The organism is Marinobacter sp. tcs-11, from assembly GCF_002049515.1.
Taxonomy (GTDB): Bacteria; Pseudomonadota; Gammaproteobacteria; order Pseudomonadales; family Oleiphilaceae; genus Marinobacter; species Marinobacter nauticus.
On record NZ_LLYU01000022.1, the window covers coordinates 1 to 14,965 of the forward strand.

Consider the following 14,965-nt stretch of genomic DNA (forward strand, 5'->3'; position numbering starts at 1 on the left):
ACTGCCGGACTTCGCAGAGGAACTCAACTACGGAGTCGATCTATCAACCATCTGAGGGTGGTATCAGATTGATGGGGTGAAGGTGCCCCATCAACCATTAAATCCGTATACCCCAAATTAAGAATGGCAATTCGTGCGACGGCTGCTATGACAGTTCTGGGTCTGGCTTCTCAGGCACAGGCGTTTGAAATCCAGGCCGGCGATGTGAATGCCGACATCTACGGCTACGCGCGACTGACTGCCACTTACGATATCAACGAAAAGATCACCGGTGACAACAGTACTCTGGCTGGTGATTTCGGTAAGGTTTCTGGCTCCGATAATGAAGGCCACTTCGACGCCTCAGCAACTCAAAGTCGTATTGGTGTTAAAGCGAGCCTGCCACAGGATTTCAAGATCACCGTCGAAGGTGACTTTGCCAGTGGTGGAAACTTCCGCCTCCGCCATGCTTTTGGCGAATATAACGGCATTCTGGCAGGGCAGACCTGGTCAAACTACAACAGCTTCACCGGCAATACGCCGACCCTGGATTTTAACGGCAGCGCCGGCTGGGCAGGATATCAGCTTCGGACCGCACAGCTTCGTTATACCACGGGCGGTCTCTCCGTCTCAGTAGAGGATCCCAAGGGTTCGTTGGACGGAACAACAATTGTAGTCAACGGGGATGAGGTTGACACCGACAAAGACACCATGCCGGCCTTCACTGCTCGCTACGAGGGCTCTGCTGATGCTCTGTCGTTCGCGGTTGCAGGTCTCCTCAAGCAAAACGCATATGAAAACGAAGTCAACGACACTGATGATACAGCCATGGGTTACGGCATGTTTGGCGCTGCCAAATTCAAGGCCTCTGACATGGTGTCTATCCAAGGCGCCCTGAACTATACAGACGGCGCCAATGCCTATCTGTACCAGTCCGGTTCAGCTGATGCCTACCTCGACGGTGAAGACCTCGAAACCATCTCAGGCTACGGCGCTTCAATCGGCACCAGCTTGTCCCTCGGTAACGGCCGCAGCGTCAACCTGACCTACGGTATGGTGGAACTGGATGTTGAAAATGATGGAGACGAAGAAACCCGCTCCAACATCATTGCCAACTACATGTGGACGCCGGTCAAGAGCGTGATGATGGGCGTTGAATACCAGTACTGGAAAACTGAAACCAAAGGTGGTGACAGCGAAGACGCTAACCGCCTGATGTTCGCAGCACAGTACAACTTCTGATCCTTCCTATCAGAAGTTAACTCAGAATTACCCCGGCTTCGGCCGGGGTTTTTCGTTCCAGGATGGTGCGCCGGCACCATTCCTGCTCAGCTCTTATCTTCCAGCCTCAAAGCCAATTATTCCTTACTTAACATTTTCATAGACTTACCTTCTGCCAGAAGATTTGGCACGGCCAATGCAAAAGCCTGGATACGCTGGCGACAGCGAACTCGCATTCCTATCGCAACGACGTGAGGTAACGCCATGAAACTCGCCAAAGACCAAAACCTGTTGTTTGAACTGACCCAACCTGCGGAAGCCTGGGCCATGCAGGATCTGCACGATTATTTTGACTGGATGTTCTTTGCCAACTGATCAGAAAGGCGGCCGGCTGGCCCCCGGGGACAGCCGGCTCTCCGATTAGCTGCCCGCCCGTAACCGTGTTCGAACGCCTCGGGTAGCCATAACCGCCAGCACCTCCATCAGGGATAACAGGCCCCGGTCGTGCTGTTTTGGAGCCCTGCCACGGGCAATTCTTCCGATCTGACGGGTGTACCAACTGACCTCCATCAGAGCCATATCGTCGATCATTCGAAGGCCGGTTTTAATAGGCTTGACCGCACTGGTAACCGGATCGCCCGCCATAATACGAGTCGGCAGATCAGGTTCCACAACCAAGGGCCTTGCCAGCCCCACCAGGTCCGTGGCACCAGAATCGATGGCCTGTGCCATCCCCCGCTCTGTGCGGAACCCGCCCGTGACCATCAAGGGTACGTCCGTCAATTCACGGACTTTTTCAGCAAACTCCAGGAAGTAGGCTTCCCGTGCCAGGGTGCTGGCTTTCACCTCCTCGCTTCCGGCACCTTTCGCCATGGCGGGGTTTTCATAATTTCCTCCTGAGATTTCCACCAGATCAATGCCCTCTGCCACCAGCGCCTTGATCACAGCCAGAGACTCATCCTCAGTGAAGCCCCCGCGCTGAAAATCAGCCGAATTCAGTTTGATACCAACATTAAATTCCCTGCCACAAGCCTTGCGGATTTCTCGATACACAGACAGTACAAAGCGCCGCCGGTTCGCCGCAGAACCACCCCACTCGTCGGTGCGTTGATTGTGATGGGGAGACAAAAACTGGCTAACCAGATACCCATGGGCTCCGTGAATCTGTACACCATCAAATCCCGCCTTTTTGGCGACGGCTGCGGCCTGCGCAAAGCGACGAATAATGTCATCAATCTCCGGCCCCGTGAGCGCACGCGGAGTTGCGAACATCCCCCGCAGGTCCTTCTTGAACGGAATCGCGCTTGGAGACACCGGGTCTCTATTAAGCATCTTCGGGCTTTGCTTGCCTGGATGATTGAGCTGCATCCAGATCTGTTTCCCGCCACCCCGCCCGGCCCTGGCCCAGGATTTGAGAAGATCCAGATCGGCCTCATCCTCGACCACGACGTTTTGCGGCTCCCCGATGTGCCTCCGGTCAATCATCACGTTGCCAGTGATCGACAGCCCGGCACCCCCGTCTGCCCAGGCTCTGTAAAGGGTGATCAATTCTTTAGTCGGATGATTATCAATGCTTCCCAGCGTTTCGCTCATTGCGGACTTGGCAAAGCGATTGGGGATAACCGATCCATTCGGCAGCGTGAATGGCCTGGACATCAGTTCTGAGGGAGTCATGGGAGCCTCGTATCACAGTCGTTTGTTGTGACACTGATGGTGGGTGGCTCATAACGTGCAGACATTGGCCGAGCTGACCAGGCCCGAGCGGAAGAGTGGTCGCACTGCAACGACACCGTCGCAGTGCGACCAACAAGGCTACATCACAGCAGCAGGGTCCGAATATCCCCGAGCAGCTGCGTCAGCAGGTTGGTAAACCGGGCAGCATCCGCTCCGTTCACCGCGCGGTGGTCGTAAGACAGCGACAGCGGCAGCATCAGCCGCGGCTGGAACTCCTTGCCGTCCCACACCGGTTTCATGGAGGCTTTGGACACACCCAGGATCGCCACTTCCGGCGTATTCACGATCGGCGTGAACGCTGTGCCGCCAATGCCGCCCAGGCTGGTGATGGTAAAGCAGGCACCCTGCATTTCTGCCGGCTTCAGCTGCTTGTCCCTCGCCTTCTGGGCCAACTCGGCGCTTTCGGCCGCCAGTTCCCATAGGCCCTTCTGGTCTACATTCCGTATCACCGGCACCATAAGGCCGTGTGGCGTATCCACCGCAATGCCGATGTGTATGTACTTCTTGCGCACCACCTCTTTGCGCTCCATGTCCAGGGACACGTTGAACTGAGGCAGTTCCGCCAACGCGGCGGCGCAGGCCTTGAGCAGGAACGGCAGCGGGGTCATCTTCACGCCACGCTTTTCGCCGGCCGCTTTCTGGCCTTTACGGAAGGCTTCCATTTCGGTGATGTCGGCATCGTCGAACTGGGTTACGTGAGGCACGTTCAGCCAGCTGCGCTGCATGTTGGTGGCGGTGGCTGCCATCATGCGGGACATACCTTCACGCTCGATCTCACCGAACTGGCTGAAGTCCGGCAGTTTCACGCCCGGAATGCCAGAGCCAGTGGCTACGCCACTGCCCTGCTGGGCCTGCTGCAACTGGCTCTTCACGTAGGCGTGGACATCGTCTTTCACGATCCGGCCTTTTGGGCCTGAACCTTTCACGCGCGTGAGGTCTGCCCCCAGTTCCCGGGCCAGCTTACGCACGGCCGGACCGGCGTGCACCTTGGTGCCAGGTGACGGCGGCTCGTAGGTAGAGCCCTGCGGCTGAGGCTCGGACTCCTGTTTGCCCTGGGATTTCTCCGGTTTGCTTTCCTGGCTGTCTGCCCGGGCGCTGTCACCGGAATCTTCCGATTCGCCCTCGTCGTCACCATCGTCTTCGATGGTCATTTCCAGGAGGTCTGAACCTTCGGAGAGCTTGTCGCCTTCCTTCACCAGAATCTTGCCGATCTTGCCCGCGTAGGGTGACGGGATTTCCATGGTGGCCTTGTCGGACTCCACTGTTACCAGCGGGTCTTCCTCACCAACCGTATCGCCTTCAGCCACGTTGATTTCAATCACCGGCACATCTTCAAAGCCATCCAGCGACGGCACTTTCACCACTTCGGTGCGAGAGCCACCAGACTTCTTCTTTTTCGGAGCCGGCTTGGCGTCTTCCGATCTGGCCTCAGATGGCGCCTCGGATTTTTCCTCGGTCTGTTCCGACTTATCATCCGCGGCATCGTCCGAGCCCCCAGCATCACCGCTGGCGGCCAGCATGCCGATCACGTCGCCCTCTTTCACCTTGTCACCCACCTTGACGGTGATTTTGCTGATCTTGCCGGCGACGGGGGCCGGCAGTTCTACCGAGGCTTTGTCGGATTCCACGGTCAGAATCGGATCTTCTTCCTCTACCGAATCCCCTTCACTGACGATGATTTCGATGATCTCGACTTCATCTGCACCGCCGAGATCGGGAACCTTGATTTCCTGTTCACTCATGGCGGTCTCCTTAGCTCAGCACCGGGTTCGGTTTGTTGCGATCGATTCCGTACTTGCGCATGGCTTCGAGAACCTGCTCCTGTTTGATCTCACCATCTTTAGCCAGGGCGGCCAGTGCAGTCACCGCCACATAGTAACGATCCACCTCGAAGAAGTTACGGAGCTTCTCACGGGTATCGCTGCGGCCGAAACCGTCGGTGCCCAGGGTCATGTAGGTTTTCGGGATGAATGCCCGCAACTGCTCGGAGTGCAGTTTGATGTAGTCGGTAGACGACACCACAGGGCCCTGAGCCTTTTCCAGGCACTGCGTGACGTAGGCCTTGCGCGGCTTGTCATCCGGGTGCAGGTGGTTCCAGCGCTCCACATGCTGGCCATCACGGGCCAGTTCGTTGAAGCTGGTGACACTCCAGACATCCGAGGCCACACCCCAGTCGTCCTTCAGCATCTGCGCCGCGGCACGGACCTCGTTCATGATCGCGCCGGAGCCAAGCAGCTGAACCCGCGGGCTCTTCTTGCGGCCCTTGGTTTCCACAGACTCAAACTTGTACATACCCTTGATGATGCCGTCTTCAGAGTCTTTCGGCATCGCCGGCTGTTCGTAGTTCTCGTTTTCGATGGTCAGGTAGTAGAAGACGTTCTGGTTGTCTTCAAACATCTCCTTCATACCATGACGGATCACCACGGCCATCTCGTAGCCGTAAGCCGGGTCGTAGGCCTTACAGTTGGGAATGGTGTTGGCCAAAATGTGGCTGTGGCCGTCCTGGTGCTGCAAGCCCTCACCGTTCAGAGTAGTCCGGCCGGCAGTGCCGCCGATCAGGAAGCCGCGGGCCTGCATGTCGCCCGAGGCCCAGGCCAGGTCTCCTACCCGCTGGAAGCCGAACATGGAGTAGAACACGTAGAACGGAATCAGCGGGAAACTGTTGGTACTGTATGACGTAGCCGCCGCCATCCAGGTGGACATGGCACCGTCTTCGTTGATGCCTTCCTGCAGGATCTGCCCCTTCTTGTCTTCCCGGTAGTACATGATCTGGTCACGATCCTGAGGCACGTACTTCTGGCCTTCCGCCGTGTAGATACCCAACTGACGGAACATGCCTTCCATACCGAAAGTACGGGCTTCGTCCGGCACGATAGGCACGACGCGCTTGCCGATGCGCTTGTCTTTGACCAGGGCACTCAGAATGCGGACAAAGGCCATGGTAGTAGAGATCTCACGGCCGTCAGACCCTTCCAGCACCTGCTTGAAGATATCCAGTTCGGGAATCTGCAGCGGCTGGCAATCCTTGTTGCGCTTGGGATAGAAACCACCCAGCTCCTGCCGGCGCTTCTTCATATAGACCAGCTCCGGGCTGTCCGGCGCCGGACGGTAATAAGGTACGTCTTCCAGTTCTTCGTCTTTCAGCGGCACACCGAAACGATCCCGGAACGCTTTCAGGGTATCGATGTCCAGCTTCTTCAAAGAGTGCGCGGTGTTCTGGGCTTCGCCCGCCGCACCAAAACCATAGCCCTTGATGGTGTGGGCAAGAATCACAGTCGGCTTGCCGTTGGCCTGGTTCACGGCCTTGTGATAAGCCGCGTAGACCTTGTAAGGGTCGTGGCCGCCGCGGTTCAGCTTGCTGATATCCTCGTCCGACAGGTTTTCCGCCAGCTTGGCCAGCTCCGGATGCTTGCCGAAGAATTCCTTGCGGGTATAGGCGGGGCCCTTGAACGTCAGGTTCTGAAGTTCGCCATCGCAAAGCTCGTCCATGGCCCGTTGCATCACGCCGTCTTCGTCTTTGTCGAACAGCGGATCCCACATTCGGCCCCAGACCACCTTGATAACGTTCCAGCCAGCGCCACGGAACACACCTTCCAGCTCCTGTACGATCTTGCCGTTACCCCGAACCGGGCCATCCAGGCGCTGCAGGTTGCAGTTGACCACCCAGATCAGGTTATCCAGTTTCTCGCGGCCCGCCTTGGAGATGGAGCCCAGAGTTTCCGGTTCGTCGCACTCGCCGTCACCGACAAACGCCCACACTTTGCGGCCGTCCATGTCGATCAGCTCGCGACTGTGTAGGTACTTCATTACGTGGGCCTGGTAGATGGACTGAATTGGCCCAAGCCCCATGGAAACCGTCGGGAACTGCCAGTAATCCGGCATCAGCCAGGGGTGCGGGTAGGAAGACAGGCCGTCGCCATCTACCTCTTCACGATACTTGTCCAACTGCGCTTCGCTGAACCGGCCTTCCAGGAAGGAACGGGCGTAGATACCGGGCGATGCGTGACCCTGGAAATACACCAGGTCTGAGGCACGCTCTTCACCACCGCCGTGGAAGAAATAGTTGAAGCCCACATCGTACAGAGTGGCTGCCGAAGAGAAAGTGGAAATATGGCCGCCGAGATCACCCGGGCGCTTGTTAGCGCGGACAACCATAGCCATGGCATTCCAGCGAATCAGGGAGCGGATACGACGCTCCATGAACAGATCGCCAGGCATACGCGATTCCTGGGTCACCGGAATGGTGTTGCGGAAAGGCGTGGTAATGGAGTATGGCAGTTCGGTGCCATCACGACTGGCACGCTCAGACAGGCGCTCCAGAATGTATTTGGCACGGTCTACGCCTTCGTTCTCGATCAGAGATTCCAGCGCATCCAGCCATTCACTGGTTTCAATGGGATCATCATCCTGGTACATCAAACCCTCCCCTTGGCATCAAAAGGTGCAACGCCGGCCACGATCAGCGGCCAAAGACGGTGCGAAGTCGATAAGCTGCGATGGTATGCAGTATTTTTTTGTGGAAACGTCAGCTTGTAAGAAAGGCTGAGCTGCGTGATTGACCTCTCTCAAGCATAGAACAGCTTTCTCATTTTTCCTGCCGCGCGAACGGTTATCGGTATGGCTTTTGGCACGGACCGATTGCGCGGAGAATGGTTCTGCCAGCCCTGACTATCCAGCAGAAGCAAAACTTTCGTTCTTTTACTACAAAATGACACTAAGAAACAAACAAACACCTGTTTGAATGGCAGATACCCGCCATTTATTTAGATTACTTACGCAATAATGGCGATATTCCGATCACGAAACAACCGATCTCCGACCAAGGTCGAACCCTCTCCCAGCGTTCATTTACATCAACACACTAAGAATAATCTAAAACTGTCGTTCACGACTTTTCGCAGCCTTTAACGACAAATAGGCGCTAATACCGACTGAACGACCGAAAACCCTCGCCCAGACCTCCGTTTTATTAATTAGACCTGAAAATAAATTATGATTTATGTATACTTGCCTGCCCGTTTTTTAACCAGTGAAGGAGGCACACCTCCTTTTGTCTTTGGCTCACAACAGAGGGCGATCCATGAACTCCATCGTCACCTTTCCGAACCGAATTCCGGTTCAGGAATTCGAGGAGCGCCGGTTCAAGGTTTTTACCGACCGCCAGCTCGACAAGATTGAGGCGATCCAGAATCTCCCCGAGGAAACCCTGTTTGAAATGAAAGTGGTGGCCAGCGTGCTGCCCTTCCGGGTTAACGAATATGTGATCAACGAACTGATCAACTGGGACAAGGTGCCCAACGACCCGATCTATCAGCTGGTCTTTCCACAGAAAGGCATGCTCAAGGACGAACACTACGAGCGCATGGCGCAACTGCACCGGGAAGGCGCCGACAAGAAAGACATCCAGGCCGCTGCCAAGGAAATCCGCGACGCACTGAACCCGCACCCGGCCGGGCAGATGGAAATGAACATGCCGGAACTGGACGGAGAGGTGCTGGACGGCGTGCAGCACAAGTACCGCGAAACCGTGCTGTTCTTCCCGTCCCAGGGCCAGACCTGCCACAGCTACTGCACCTTCTGTTTCCGCTGGGCGCAGTTTGTCGGTGACAAGGACCTGAAAATGGCCAGTACCGATGCCGAAAAGCTGCACGGCTACCTGCAGGAGCACACCGAAGTGACCGACCTGCTGGTCACCGGTGGCGACCCGATGGTGATGAAAACCAAGAACCTGGTGCAGTACCTGGAACCCCTGTTGCAACCGGAGTTCGAACACATCCAGACCATCCGCATCGGCACCAAGGCCCTGACCTTCTGGCCCTATCGCTTCGTGACCGACAAGGACGCCGACGAACTGATCGAGCTGTTCGCCAGGCTGGTTGATGGTGGCAAACACGTGGCCATCATGGCCCATTACAACCACTGGCAGGAGATCACCACCGACATCGCGGAAGAGGCCATCCGCCGCATTCGCGCCACTGGCGCCGAGATCCGCGCCCAGGGCCCGCTGATCAAGCATGTGAACGACGATGCCGATGCCTGGGCCAAGCTGTGGAAGAAAGAAGTGAAGCTGGGCATCATCCCCTACTACATGTTCGTAGAGCGGGACACCGGTGCCAAGAACTACTTCGAGGTGCCCCTGGCCGAGGCTTACCACATCTATCGTGAGGCCATGAAGCAAGTCAGCGGCCTGGCCCGGACCGCCCGCGGCCCCAGCATGAGCGCCGGCCCCGGCAAGGTGGAGATCCAGGGCATCACCGAAATCAACGGCGAGAAGGTCTTCGTACTGCGCTTCCTGCAAGGCCGAAACCCGGATTGGGTTCAGCGACCGTTCTTCGCCAAATACAGCGAAACGGCCACCTGGCTACATGAGCTCGAGCCCGCATTCGGAGAAGAGAAGTTCTTCTTTGAGGATGAGTTTGAAGAAATGAAGAACGGCAACGCCTGAGGCGTTGACTTAAGATCAGGCCCGTCCCCGTGACGGGCCTCCTTACCGTCCCTTCTTAGGCACAAACCCCGCTGGCTTTTCCCGAATCCATTCAACAAACACCCTCACCTCCTCGAGCTCCAGCAGCTTTTCCCTCGAGTTGTAATTCAGCCCCAGCTCATACTCTGAACACGCCCTGTGAATCGCGTTATGGCACGGGCGACAGACCCAAAGCGTACGGGTGATCAACTCTTCCCTGGAAAACAGTTTCTGAAAGCGCTTCTTGCGATGCAGATGCCTGGGTATCAGGTGATGCCTTGTGAGCTTTGCCACCGGGCGTTCGCAAAGCTCACAATGGTCGGGCTGGGGAGGGAGTTTCAGCATCGTGGAGAGATAATTGAGCCAGTCAGCGATGCTACCGACCGGCTCACCGTCCAACCGGCTCAGTGCATCAGGGTATACAGCTTCCTACGACACGTGCGCACATCCGGATTGTTGTTGCCCAGTTTCTCAAACAGCTCCACCAATGTGGTTTTGGCGACGCCGTCCTTGTAGGTGCTATCGGCCTGCATCAGCCGGATCAGCAAATCCATGGCTTCCGCGTTTTTATCCTGCAAAACCATGTGCAGGGACAACTGATGCAGAGCCTCAGGATCTTTCGGATTGACCTCCAGTTTTGCCTCCAACTCCGCCTGCGCGGGCAGTTCACCCGACTGCTTGAGGAACTTCACCCTCGCCGCCAGCTGTTTGGCTTTATGCTGCATTTTTTCTTCCGGCGGCAGGCTGTTGAGCACCTGCTCCGCGGTATCCAGATCGCCCTGCTCGGCCTTCAACTGGGCCAGATCAATCAGCACATCCAGGTTTTCCGGGTCTTTCCGGTTCAGCTCCGTGAGGATGGCCAGAGCTCCGTCCACATCACCGGCTTCCCAAAGAGCATGGGCTTTCTCGTAAGGATCTTCCGCCGGGGCTTCAATGTGCTTTTCCAGAATCTTGCGGATTTCGCTCTCGGGCAAGGCGCCATTAAAACCGTCCACAGCCTGACCATTCTTCACCAGAATGATGGTCGGCAGACTGCGCACTCCCAGGGAGGCCGTCAGTTCCTGCTGTTCGTCGGCATTCACCTTGGCCAACTGGAAGTTACCCTGATATTCCTCCGCCAGCTTTTGCAGAATCGGCATCAGCTGTTTGCAGGGCGCGCACCACTCCGCCCATACATCCACCAGAATCGGCGTGGTGGCAGAGGCTTCCATCACTTTCTGCTGAAAGTTGTCGGCGGTGGCATCAAAGATATGCGGCGAATTGCTCATATGTCGGGAACCTGAACCAGAATGAATGAAATTGTCTGAAGATATGGAGCCAGCGGCGGAAAAATCAAGCCAGCTTGAAAACCCGGCTTTTGTCGTTACATAGGTCTTTAACCACTCACGCCTTGAGAGCAATCCGGTATGAATGACGAGAACCGCAAAGACTCCCTGGAAGAATTTGAAGAAGACGTGACCGAATACATCGGCAAAGACGAAAACAGCAAGAGCCTGGCGCTGCCACAGCAGGTTATGCCGCAGCGCATGTATATTCTGCCGGTCTCCAACCGGCCGTTCTTTCCTGCTCAGGTACAGCCGGTCATGGTCAACCAGGACCCCTGGCAGGAAACCCTGAAGCGGGTTGGTGAAACCGATCACCGGGTTCTGGGCATCTGCTTTGTCGAGAATCCAGAAGCCGAAAACGGCATTCCGGAGAGTGAAGACCTTGAGACCATGGGCTGCGCCGTGCGCGTGCATCAAGCCCAGAATGAGAGTGGCAAGGTTCAGTTCATTGCCCAGGGTCTGCAACGGTTCAGAATTGTCCAGTGGCTTCGCCGTCGCCCACCTTATCTGGTGGAAGTCGAATACCCACAGGAGCCCGAAGAACCGGCCGACGAACTCAAGGCCTACACCCTGGCCATCATCAGCGCCATCAAGGAACTGCTGCGCACCAACCCGCTTTATGGCGAAGAAGTGAAGCAATATCTGTCCCGCTTCGGGCCCGATGACAGCTCACCCCTTGCAGACTTCGGCGCATCCATGACCAGCGCTCCGGGTCGCGAACTGCAGGATGTTCTTGATACCGTGCCCCTGCTCCGGCGCATGGAAAAAGTACTGTTGCTGATGCGTAAGGAGCAGGAGGTCGCCCGCCTGCAATCCGAGATCAACGAGGAAGTAAACGAGAAGGTGCAGAAGCACCAGCGGGAGTTCTTCCTGCGCGAGCAGTTGAAAGTGATCCAGCGGGAGCTGGGCATTGCCAAGGATGACAAGACGGCAGACGTGGAACGCTTCGAAGAGCGAATGGCAAAACTGAATCCACCGGAAGCCGTGCAGGAACGATTCAAGGATGAAATCCAGAAATTGCAGGTGCTGGAGCAGGGTTCACCGGAATACGGCGTTACCCGCAACTACCTGGACTGGATTACCCAGGTACCCTGGGGCGTGCATTCACAGGATCATTTTGATCTGGCCGAGGCCCGCAAGATTCTGGACCGGGACCACGACGGCCTGGACGACGTAAAGGACCGCATCATCGAATTTCTGGCCGAAGGCACTTTCAAGGGTGAAGTGAGCGGTTCCATACTGCTGCTGGTCGGCCCGCCCGGGGTCGGCAAAACCTCCATCGGCCACTCGGTGGCGGATGCCCTGGGCCGGGAATTTTACCGCTTCAGTGTGGGCGGCATGCGTGATGAAGCCGAAATTAAGGGCCACCGCCGCACCTACATCGGCGCCATGCCCGGCAAGTTCGTGCAGGCCCTGAAAGACAGTAAAGTGGCCAACCCGGTGATTATGCTGGATGAGATCGACAAGATCGGCAGCTCTTACCAGGGCGACCCGGCCTCGGCCCTGCTGGAGACCCTGGACCCGGAACAGAACAAGGAGTTCCTGGATCACTACCTGGATGTGCGCATGGACCTCTCGAAAGTGCTGTTCATCTGCACCGCCAACCAGTTGGATACCATCCCCCGGCCATTGCTGGACCGGATGGACGTGATCCGCCTGTCCGGCTACATCGGCGAAGAGAAACTGGCCATCGCCAAACATTACCTGGTACCTCGTTTGCTCAAACGGGCGGGTCTGTTGAAGAAGCAGTTGAACATCACCGACGCTGCCATTCGCCAGGTGATCGAGGGTTATGCCCGTGAAGCCGGCGTTCGGAATCTCGAGAAGCTGCTGCACAAGATTGTTCGCAAGGGCATTGTGCGCCTGCTGGAACATCCGGATGAGCCGGTTCGGGTGGGCGTTGCCGATCTGACCGACTACCTCGGCCAGCCGGCGTTCAAGAAGGAGAAATCCCTGAAAGGCACTGGCGTGGTCACCGGCCTGGCCTGGACCGCCATGGGTGGCGCCACCCTCAGCATTGAGGCCTCGCGCATCCACAGCAGCCAGCGGGGCTTCAAGCTCACCGGGCAGCTGGGGGATGTGATGAAGGAATCGGCCGAGATCGCCTACAGCTTTGTGTCATCCAACCTGAAACGGTTCAAGGGCGACCCCACGTTCTTCGACAAATCCTTTGTGCACCTGCACGTGCCCGAGGGTGCAACGCCAAAAGACGGGCCGAGCGCCGGCATCACCATGGCCACCGCCCTGTTGTCCATTGCCCGCAAGGAAGCACCGCAACAGAACCTGGCCATGACCGGGGAACTGACGTTAACGGGGCAGGTCTTGCCGGTGGGTGGTATTCGGGAAAAGGTGATTGCGGCACGCCGACAGAAGATCAATAACCTGATCCTGCCGGAAGCGAATCGCGGGGATTACGAGGAGCTTCCCGATTATCTGAAAGAAGGTATCTCGGTGAACTTTGCCAAACACTACAACGATGTGTTCCAGGTGTGTTTTGGCAACAAGCCGAAGCAAGGATCAAGCGTTCATTAATGAACTGCTGAGGCCGGCCCTTGATCAGGGCTGGCCTCAAAACCAGTTCAGGGCTTTTCTTTCCAGCCGTCGTCTTTCAGAACCGAACCAACGGTCAGCACCGGTGAAGCATCGATATCATCGGCATCCATCATGTTGGCCACGCGCTGCAACGAGGCCAGAATCATGGTCTGCTCCCACTCCGCCAGGCTCTGAAACTTCTGGATGAAGTCTTCCTGCAGAGGGTTGGGCGCACGAGCCAGAATCTCAGCACCTTCCTCCGTAAGATGGGCGTGAACCTTGCGCTTGTCTCTCGTGCTGCGAACCCGGTACACCAGTTTGCGATGCTCCAGTCTGTCGAGAATGGTCGTCACCGTGGCCTGGCTGAGACTCACGTTCTCGGCAATCGTGCCGATAGTGACCTCACCCAGATCCCGAATCGTGCGCATGATCAGCAACTGGGGGCCGGTAAGCCCGGCGTGCTTGCTGAGTCGCTTGGAATGAAGATCCGTGGCCCGGATTACCCGGCGCAATGCCACCAAAACCTGCTCATAGCTGTTCACATCCGTCCCCCGGAAGAGATTTCTGACCATTATTTATACCACTAATTATTAGAGGTCTTTGCACCAAGGATTGCAAGTGTGCAGTTTTACTAGCTTGCTTTCTTGTTGGCCTTAGGGCTTTCAGGTGGGCAATGCAGCATTATTTCTGCCAGCCACTATGCTAAGGTCAGCAATCGCTTCAATTCACTGACTGATGGATCTGGTTAATGATCAGGTATTACCTCATGTTCGCACTCGCGCTCACTTTTGCCGGCCAGGCTAATGCCCAGCAACAACAGCTCGGCCCGGAAGAAGAGCTGACCGCGGAAGACGTAGAGGAAAGCACACGAACCCTGGAAAAACCCATGTATACCCCGTTTGTGGAGCTTTACCTGCTGGAGGAGACCAAGGCACTGCGCCAGGAGATGCAGAATACCCGGGCGGAACTGATCGAGAAAGTGGTGGACAAGGAACTGTCCGTGGCCGACAAAACCATGTCCTACGCCACCGACACGGTGACTTACTTTTTCTACCTGATCGCCGGCGCCACCTCCATTCTGGTGGTGATTGGCTGGAATTCCATCCGCGACATGCGCAACCAGCTGACCAGCCTGGCCGAGAAACGGGTAAACGAGCTGGTGGTGGAATATGAACAGCGCCTGAAGTCCATTGAGGAACAACTGCAGCAGAAGTCCGAGATTATTCATCAGAACCAGGCTGAGATTGAGCGCACCAACGAGGTGCATGCGCTCTGGCTGAAGGCAAGCCAGGAGACCTCGCAACAGAACAAGATCGCCGCCTACGACCAGATTCTTGACCTGCGCCCCGACGATGTTGAGGCATTGAGCTATAAAGCCGACGCTGTACTCGAAATGCAGGAGCCCCTCTGGGCCATCAGCCTGTGCCAACGGGCACTGAAACTGGCTCCGGACAACGGCCACGCCCACTACCAGTTGGCGTGCGCCTATGCCGAGATCGGCCGTTGGGAAGATGCCGTCAGCAATCTGGATAAAGCCATTGAAATCGCGGAAGCCTATCGGGACGACGCATCGGTTGACCCTAGCTTCGAACAGCTGCACGATCACGAAAGTTTCAGGAATCTTGTCTTTCAAGATAAGGACGACAGCACGGACGCGTGACACTGCTCAGGACGGCACGGCGTTTGCTAATTCTTTCCCGATAGCTGCGCC

Annotated in this window: 10 protein-coding genes; 4 read left to right on the plus strand and 6 right to left on the minus strand. The window is 56.6% G+C overall.

All coding sequences use genetic code 11. The features are described from left to right. The first annotated feature begins 147 nt into the window (after nucleotides 1-147). On the plus strand, nucleotides 148-1,221 hold the full coding sequence (locus ARC85_RS16885) for a DcaP family trimeric outer membrane transporter (protein ID WP_227548871.1): 1,074 nt from the start codon (nucleotides 148-150) through the stop codon (nucleotides 1,219-1,221). A gap of 399 nt (nucleotides 1,222-1,620) precedes the next feature. Here the strand turns inward: ARC85_RS16885 and ARC85_RS16890 are convergent, their stop codons facing one another. The 3 genes from ARC85_RS16890 to aceE all read right to left on the minus strand — a co-directional run bounded on the left by ARC85_RS16890 (nucleotide 1,621) and on the right by aceE (nucleotide 7,350). After that, nucleotides 1,621-2,874 carry an NADH:flavin oxidoreductase/NADH oxidase family protein gene (locus ARC85_RS16890; RefSeq protein ID WP_153740573.1) on the minus strand — a complete coding sequence of 418 codons (1,254 nt, stop codon included), beginning with the start codon at nucleotides 2,872-2,874 and terminating at the stop codon, nucleotides 1,621-1,623. A gap of 143 nt (nucleotides 2,875-3,017) precedes the next feature. Continuing rightward, nucleotides 3,018-4,676 (minus strand): dihydrolipoyllysine-residue acetyltransferase, encoded by a 1,659-nt coding sequence (gene aceF / locus ARC85_RS16895; protein ID WP_153740572.1) that lies wholly within the window; start codon nucleotides 4,674-4,676, stop codon nucleotides 3,018-3,020. 10 nt (nucleotides 4,677-4,686) lie between these two features. Continuing rightward, a complete protein-coding gene (gene aceE, locus ARC85_RS16900; protein ID WP_286715580.1) occupies nucleotides 4,687-7,350 on the minus strand; it encodes a pyruvate dehydrogenase (acetyl-transferring), homodimeric type in 2,664 nt (887 codons plus the stop codon). A 664-nt stretch (nucleotides 7,351-8,014) separates the two neighbouring features. Here aceE and ARC85_RS16905 point away from each other — a divergent pair. Continuing rightward, nucleotides 8,015-9,379, plus strand: coding sequence for a KamA family radical SAM protein (locus ARC85_RS16905; protein WP_286715582.1), 1,365 nt, complete (start codon nucleotides 8,015-8,017; stop codon nucleotides 9,377-9,379). 42 nt (nucleotides 9,380-9,421) lie between these two features. Here ARC85_RS16905 and ARC85_RS16910 read toward each other — a convergent pair whose 3' ends face one another. Beyond that, complete coding sequence (locus tag ARC85_RS16910; RefSeq protein ID WP_041657046.1) at nucleotides 9,422-9,742, minus strand: hypothetical protein; 321 nt, start codon at nucleotides 9,740-9,742, stop codon at nucleotides 9,422-9,424. Nucleotides 9,743-9,801: 59 nt separating this feature from the next. Then, a complete protein-coding gene (trxA, locus tag ARC85_RS16915; RefSeq protein ID WP_153740570.1) occupies nucleotides 9,802-10,665 on the minus strand; it encodes a thioredoxin in 864 nt (287 codons plus the stop codon). A 138-nt stretch (nucleotides 10,666-10,803) separates the two neighbouring features. On the opposite strand from trxA, the gene lon reads away from it, so the two are divergent. Continuing rightward, nucleotides 10,804-13,254, plus strand: coding sequence for an endopeptidase La (gene lon / locus ARC85_RS16920; protein ID WP_286715585.1), 2,451 nt, complete (start codon nucleotides 10,804-10,806; stop codon nucleotides 13,252-13,254). A gap of 47 nt (nucleotides 13,255-13,301) precedes the next feature. Here the strand turns inward: lon and ARC85_RS16925 are convergent, their stop codons facing one another. Beyond that, nucleotides 13,302-13,826, minus strand: coding sequence for a MarR family winged helix-turn-helix transcriptional regulator (locus ARC85_RS16925; protein ID WP_011786745.1), 525 nt, complete (start codon nucleotides 13,824-13,826; stop codon nucleotides 13,302-13,304). A gap of 194 nt (nucleotides 13,827-14,020) precedes the next feature. Between ARC85_RS16925 and ARC85_RS16930 the strand changes: the two genes are divergently transcribed. Then, on the plus strand, nucleotides 14,021-14,914 hold the full coding sequence (locus ARC85_RS16930; RefSeq protein ID WP_227548870.1) for a TPR end-of-group domain-containing protein: 894 nt from the start codon (nucleotides 14,021-14,023) through the stop codon (nucleotides 14,912-14,914). Nucleotides 14,915-14,965 lie beyond the last annotated feature (51 nt).

Coding starts and splice junctions, on each gene's coding strand:
- ARC85_RS16885 (WP_227548871.1), top strand. CDS start 148: ATGACAGTTCTGGGTCTGGCTTCTCAGGCACAGGCGTTTGAAATCCAG.
- ARC85_RS16910 (WP_041657046.1), bottom strand. CDS start 9,742: ATGCTGAAACTCCCTCCCCAGCCCGACCATTGTGAGCTTTGCGAACGC.
- aceE (WP_286715580.1), bottom strand. CDS start 7,350: ATGTACCAGGATGATGATCCCATTGAAACCAGTGAATGGCTGGATGCG.
- lon (WP_286715585.1), top strand. CDS start 10,804: ATGAATGACGAGAACCGCAAAGACTCCCTGGAAGAATTTGAAGAAGAC.
- trxA (WP_153740570.1), bottom strand. CDS start 10,665: ATGAGCAATTCGCCGCATATCTTTGATGCCACCGCCGACAACTTTCAG.
- ARC85_RS16890 (WP_153740573.1), bottom strand. CDS start 2,874: ATGACTCCCTCAGAACTGATGTCCAGGCCATTCACGCTGCCGAATGGA.
- aceF (WP_153740572.1), bottom strand. CDS start 4,676: ATGAGTGAACAGGAAATCAAGGTTCCCGATCTCGGCGGTGCAGATGAA.
- ARC85_RS16930 (WP_227548870.1), top strand. CDS start 14,021: ATGTTCGCACTCGCGCTCACTTTTGCCGGCCAGGCTAATGCCCAGCAA.
- ARC85_RS16905 (WP_286715582.1), top strand. CDS start 8,015: ATGAACTCCATCGTCACCTTTCCGAACCGAATTCCGGTTCAGGAATTC.
- ARC85_RS16925 (WP_011786745.1), bottom strand. CDS start 13,826: ATGGTCAGAAATCTCTTCCGGGGGACGGATGTGAACAGCTATGAGCAG.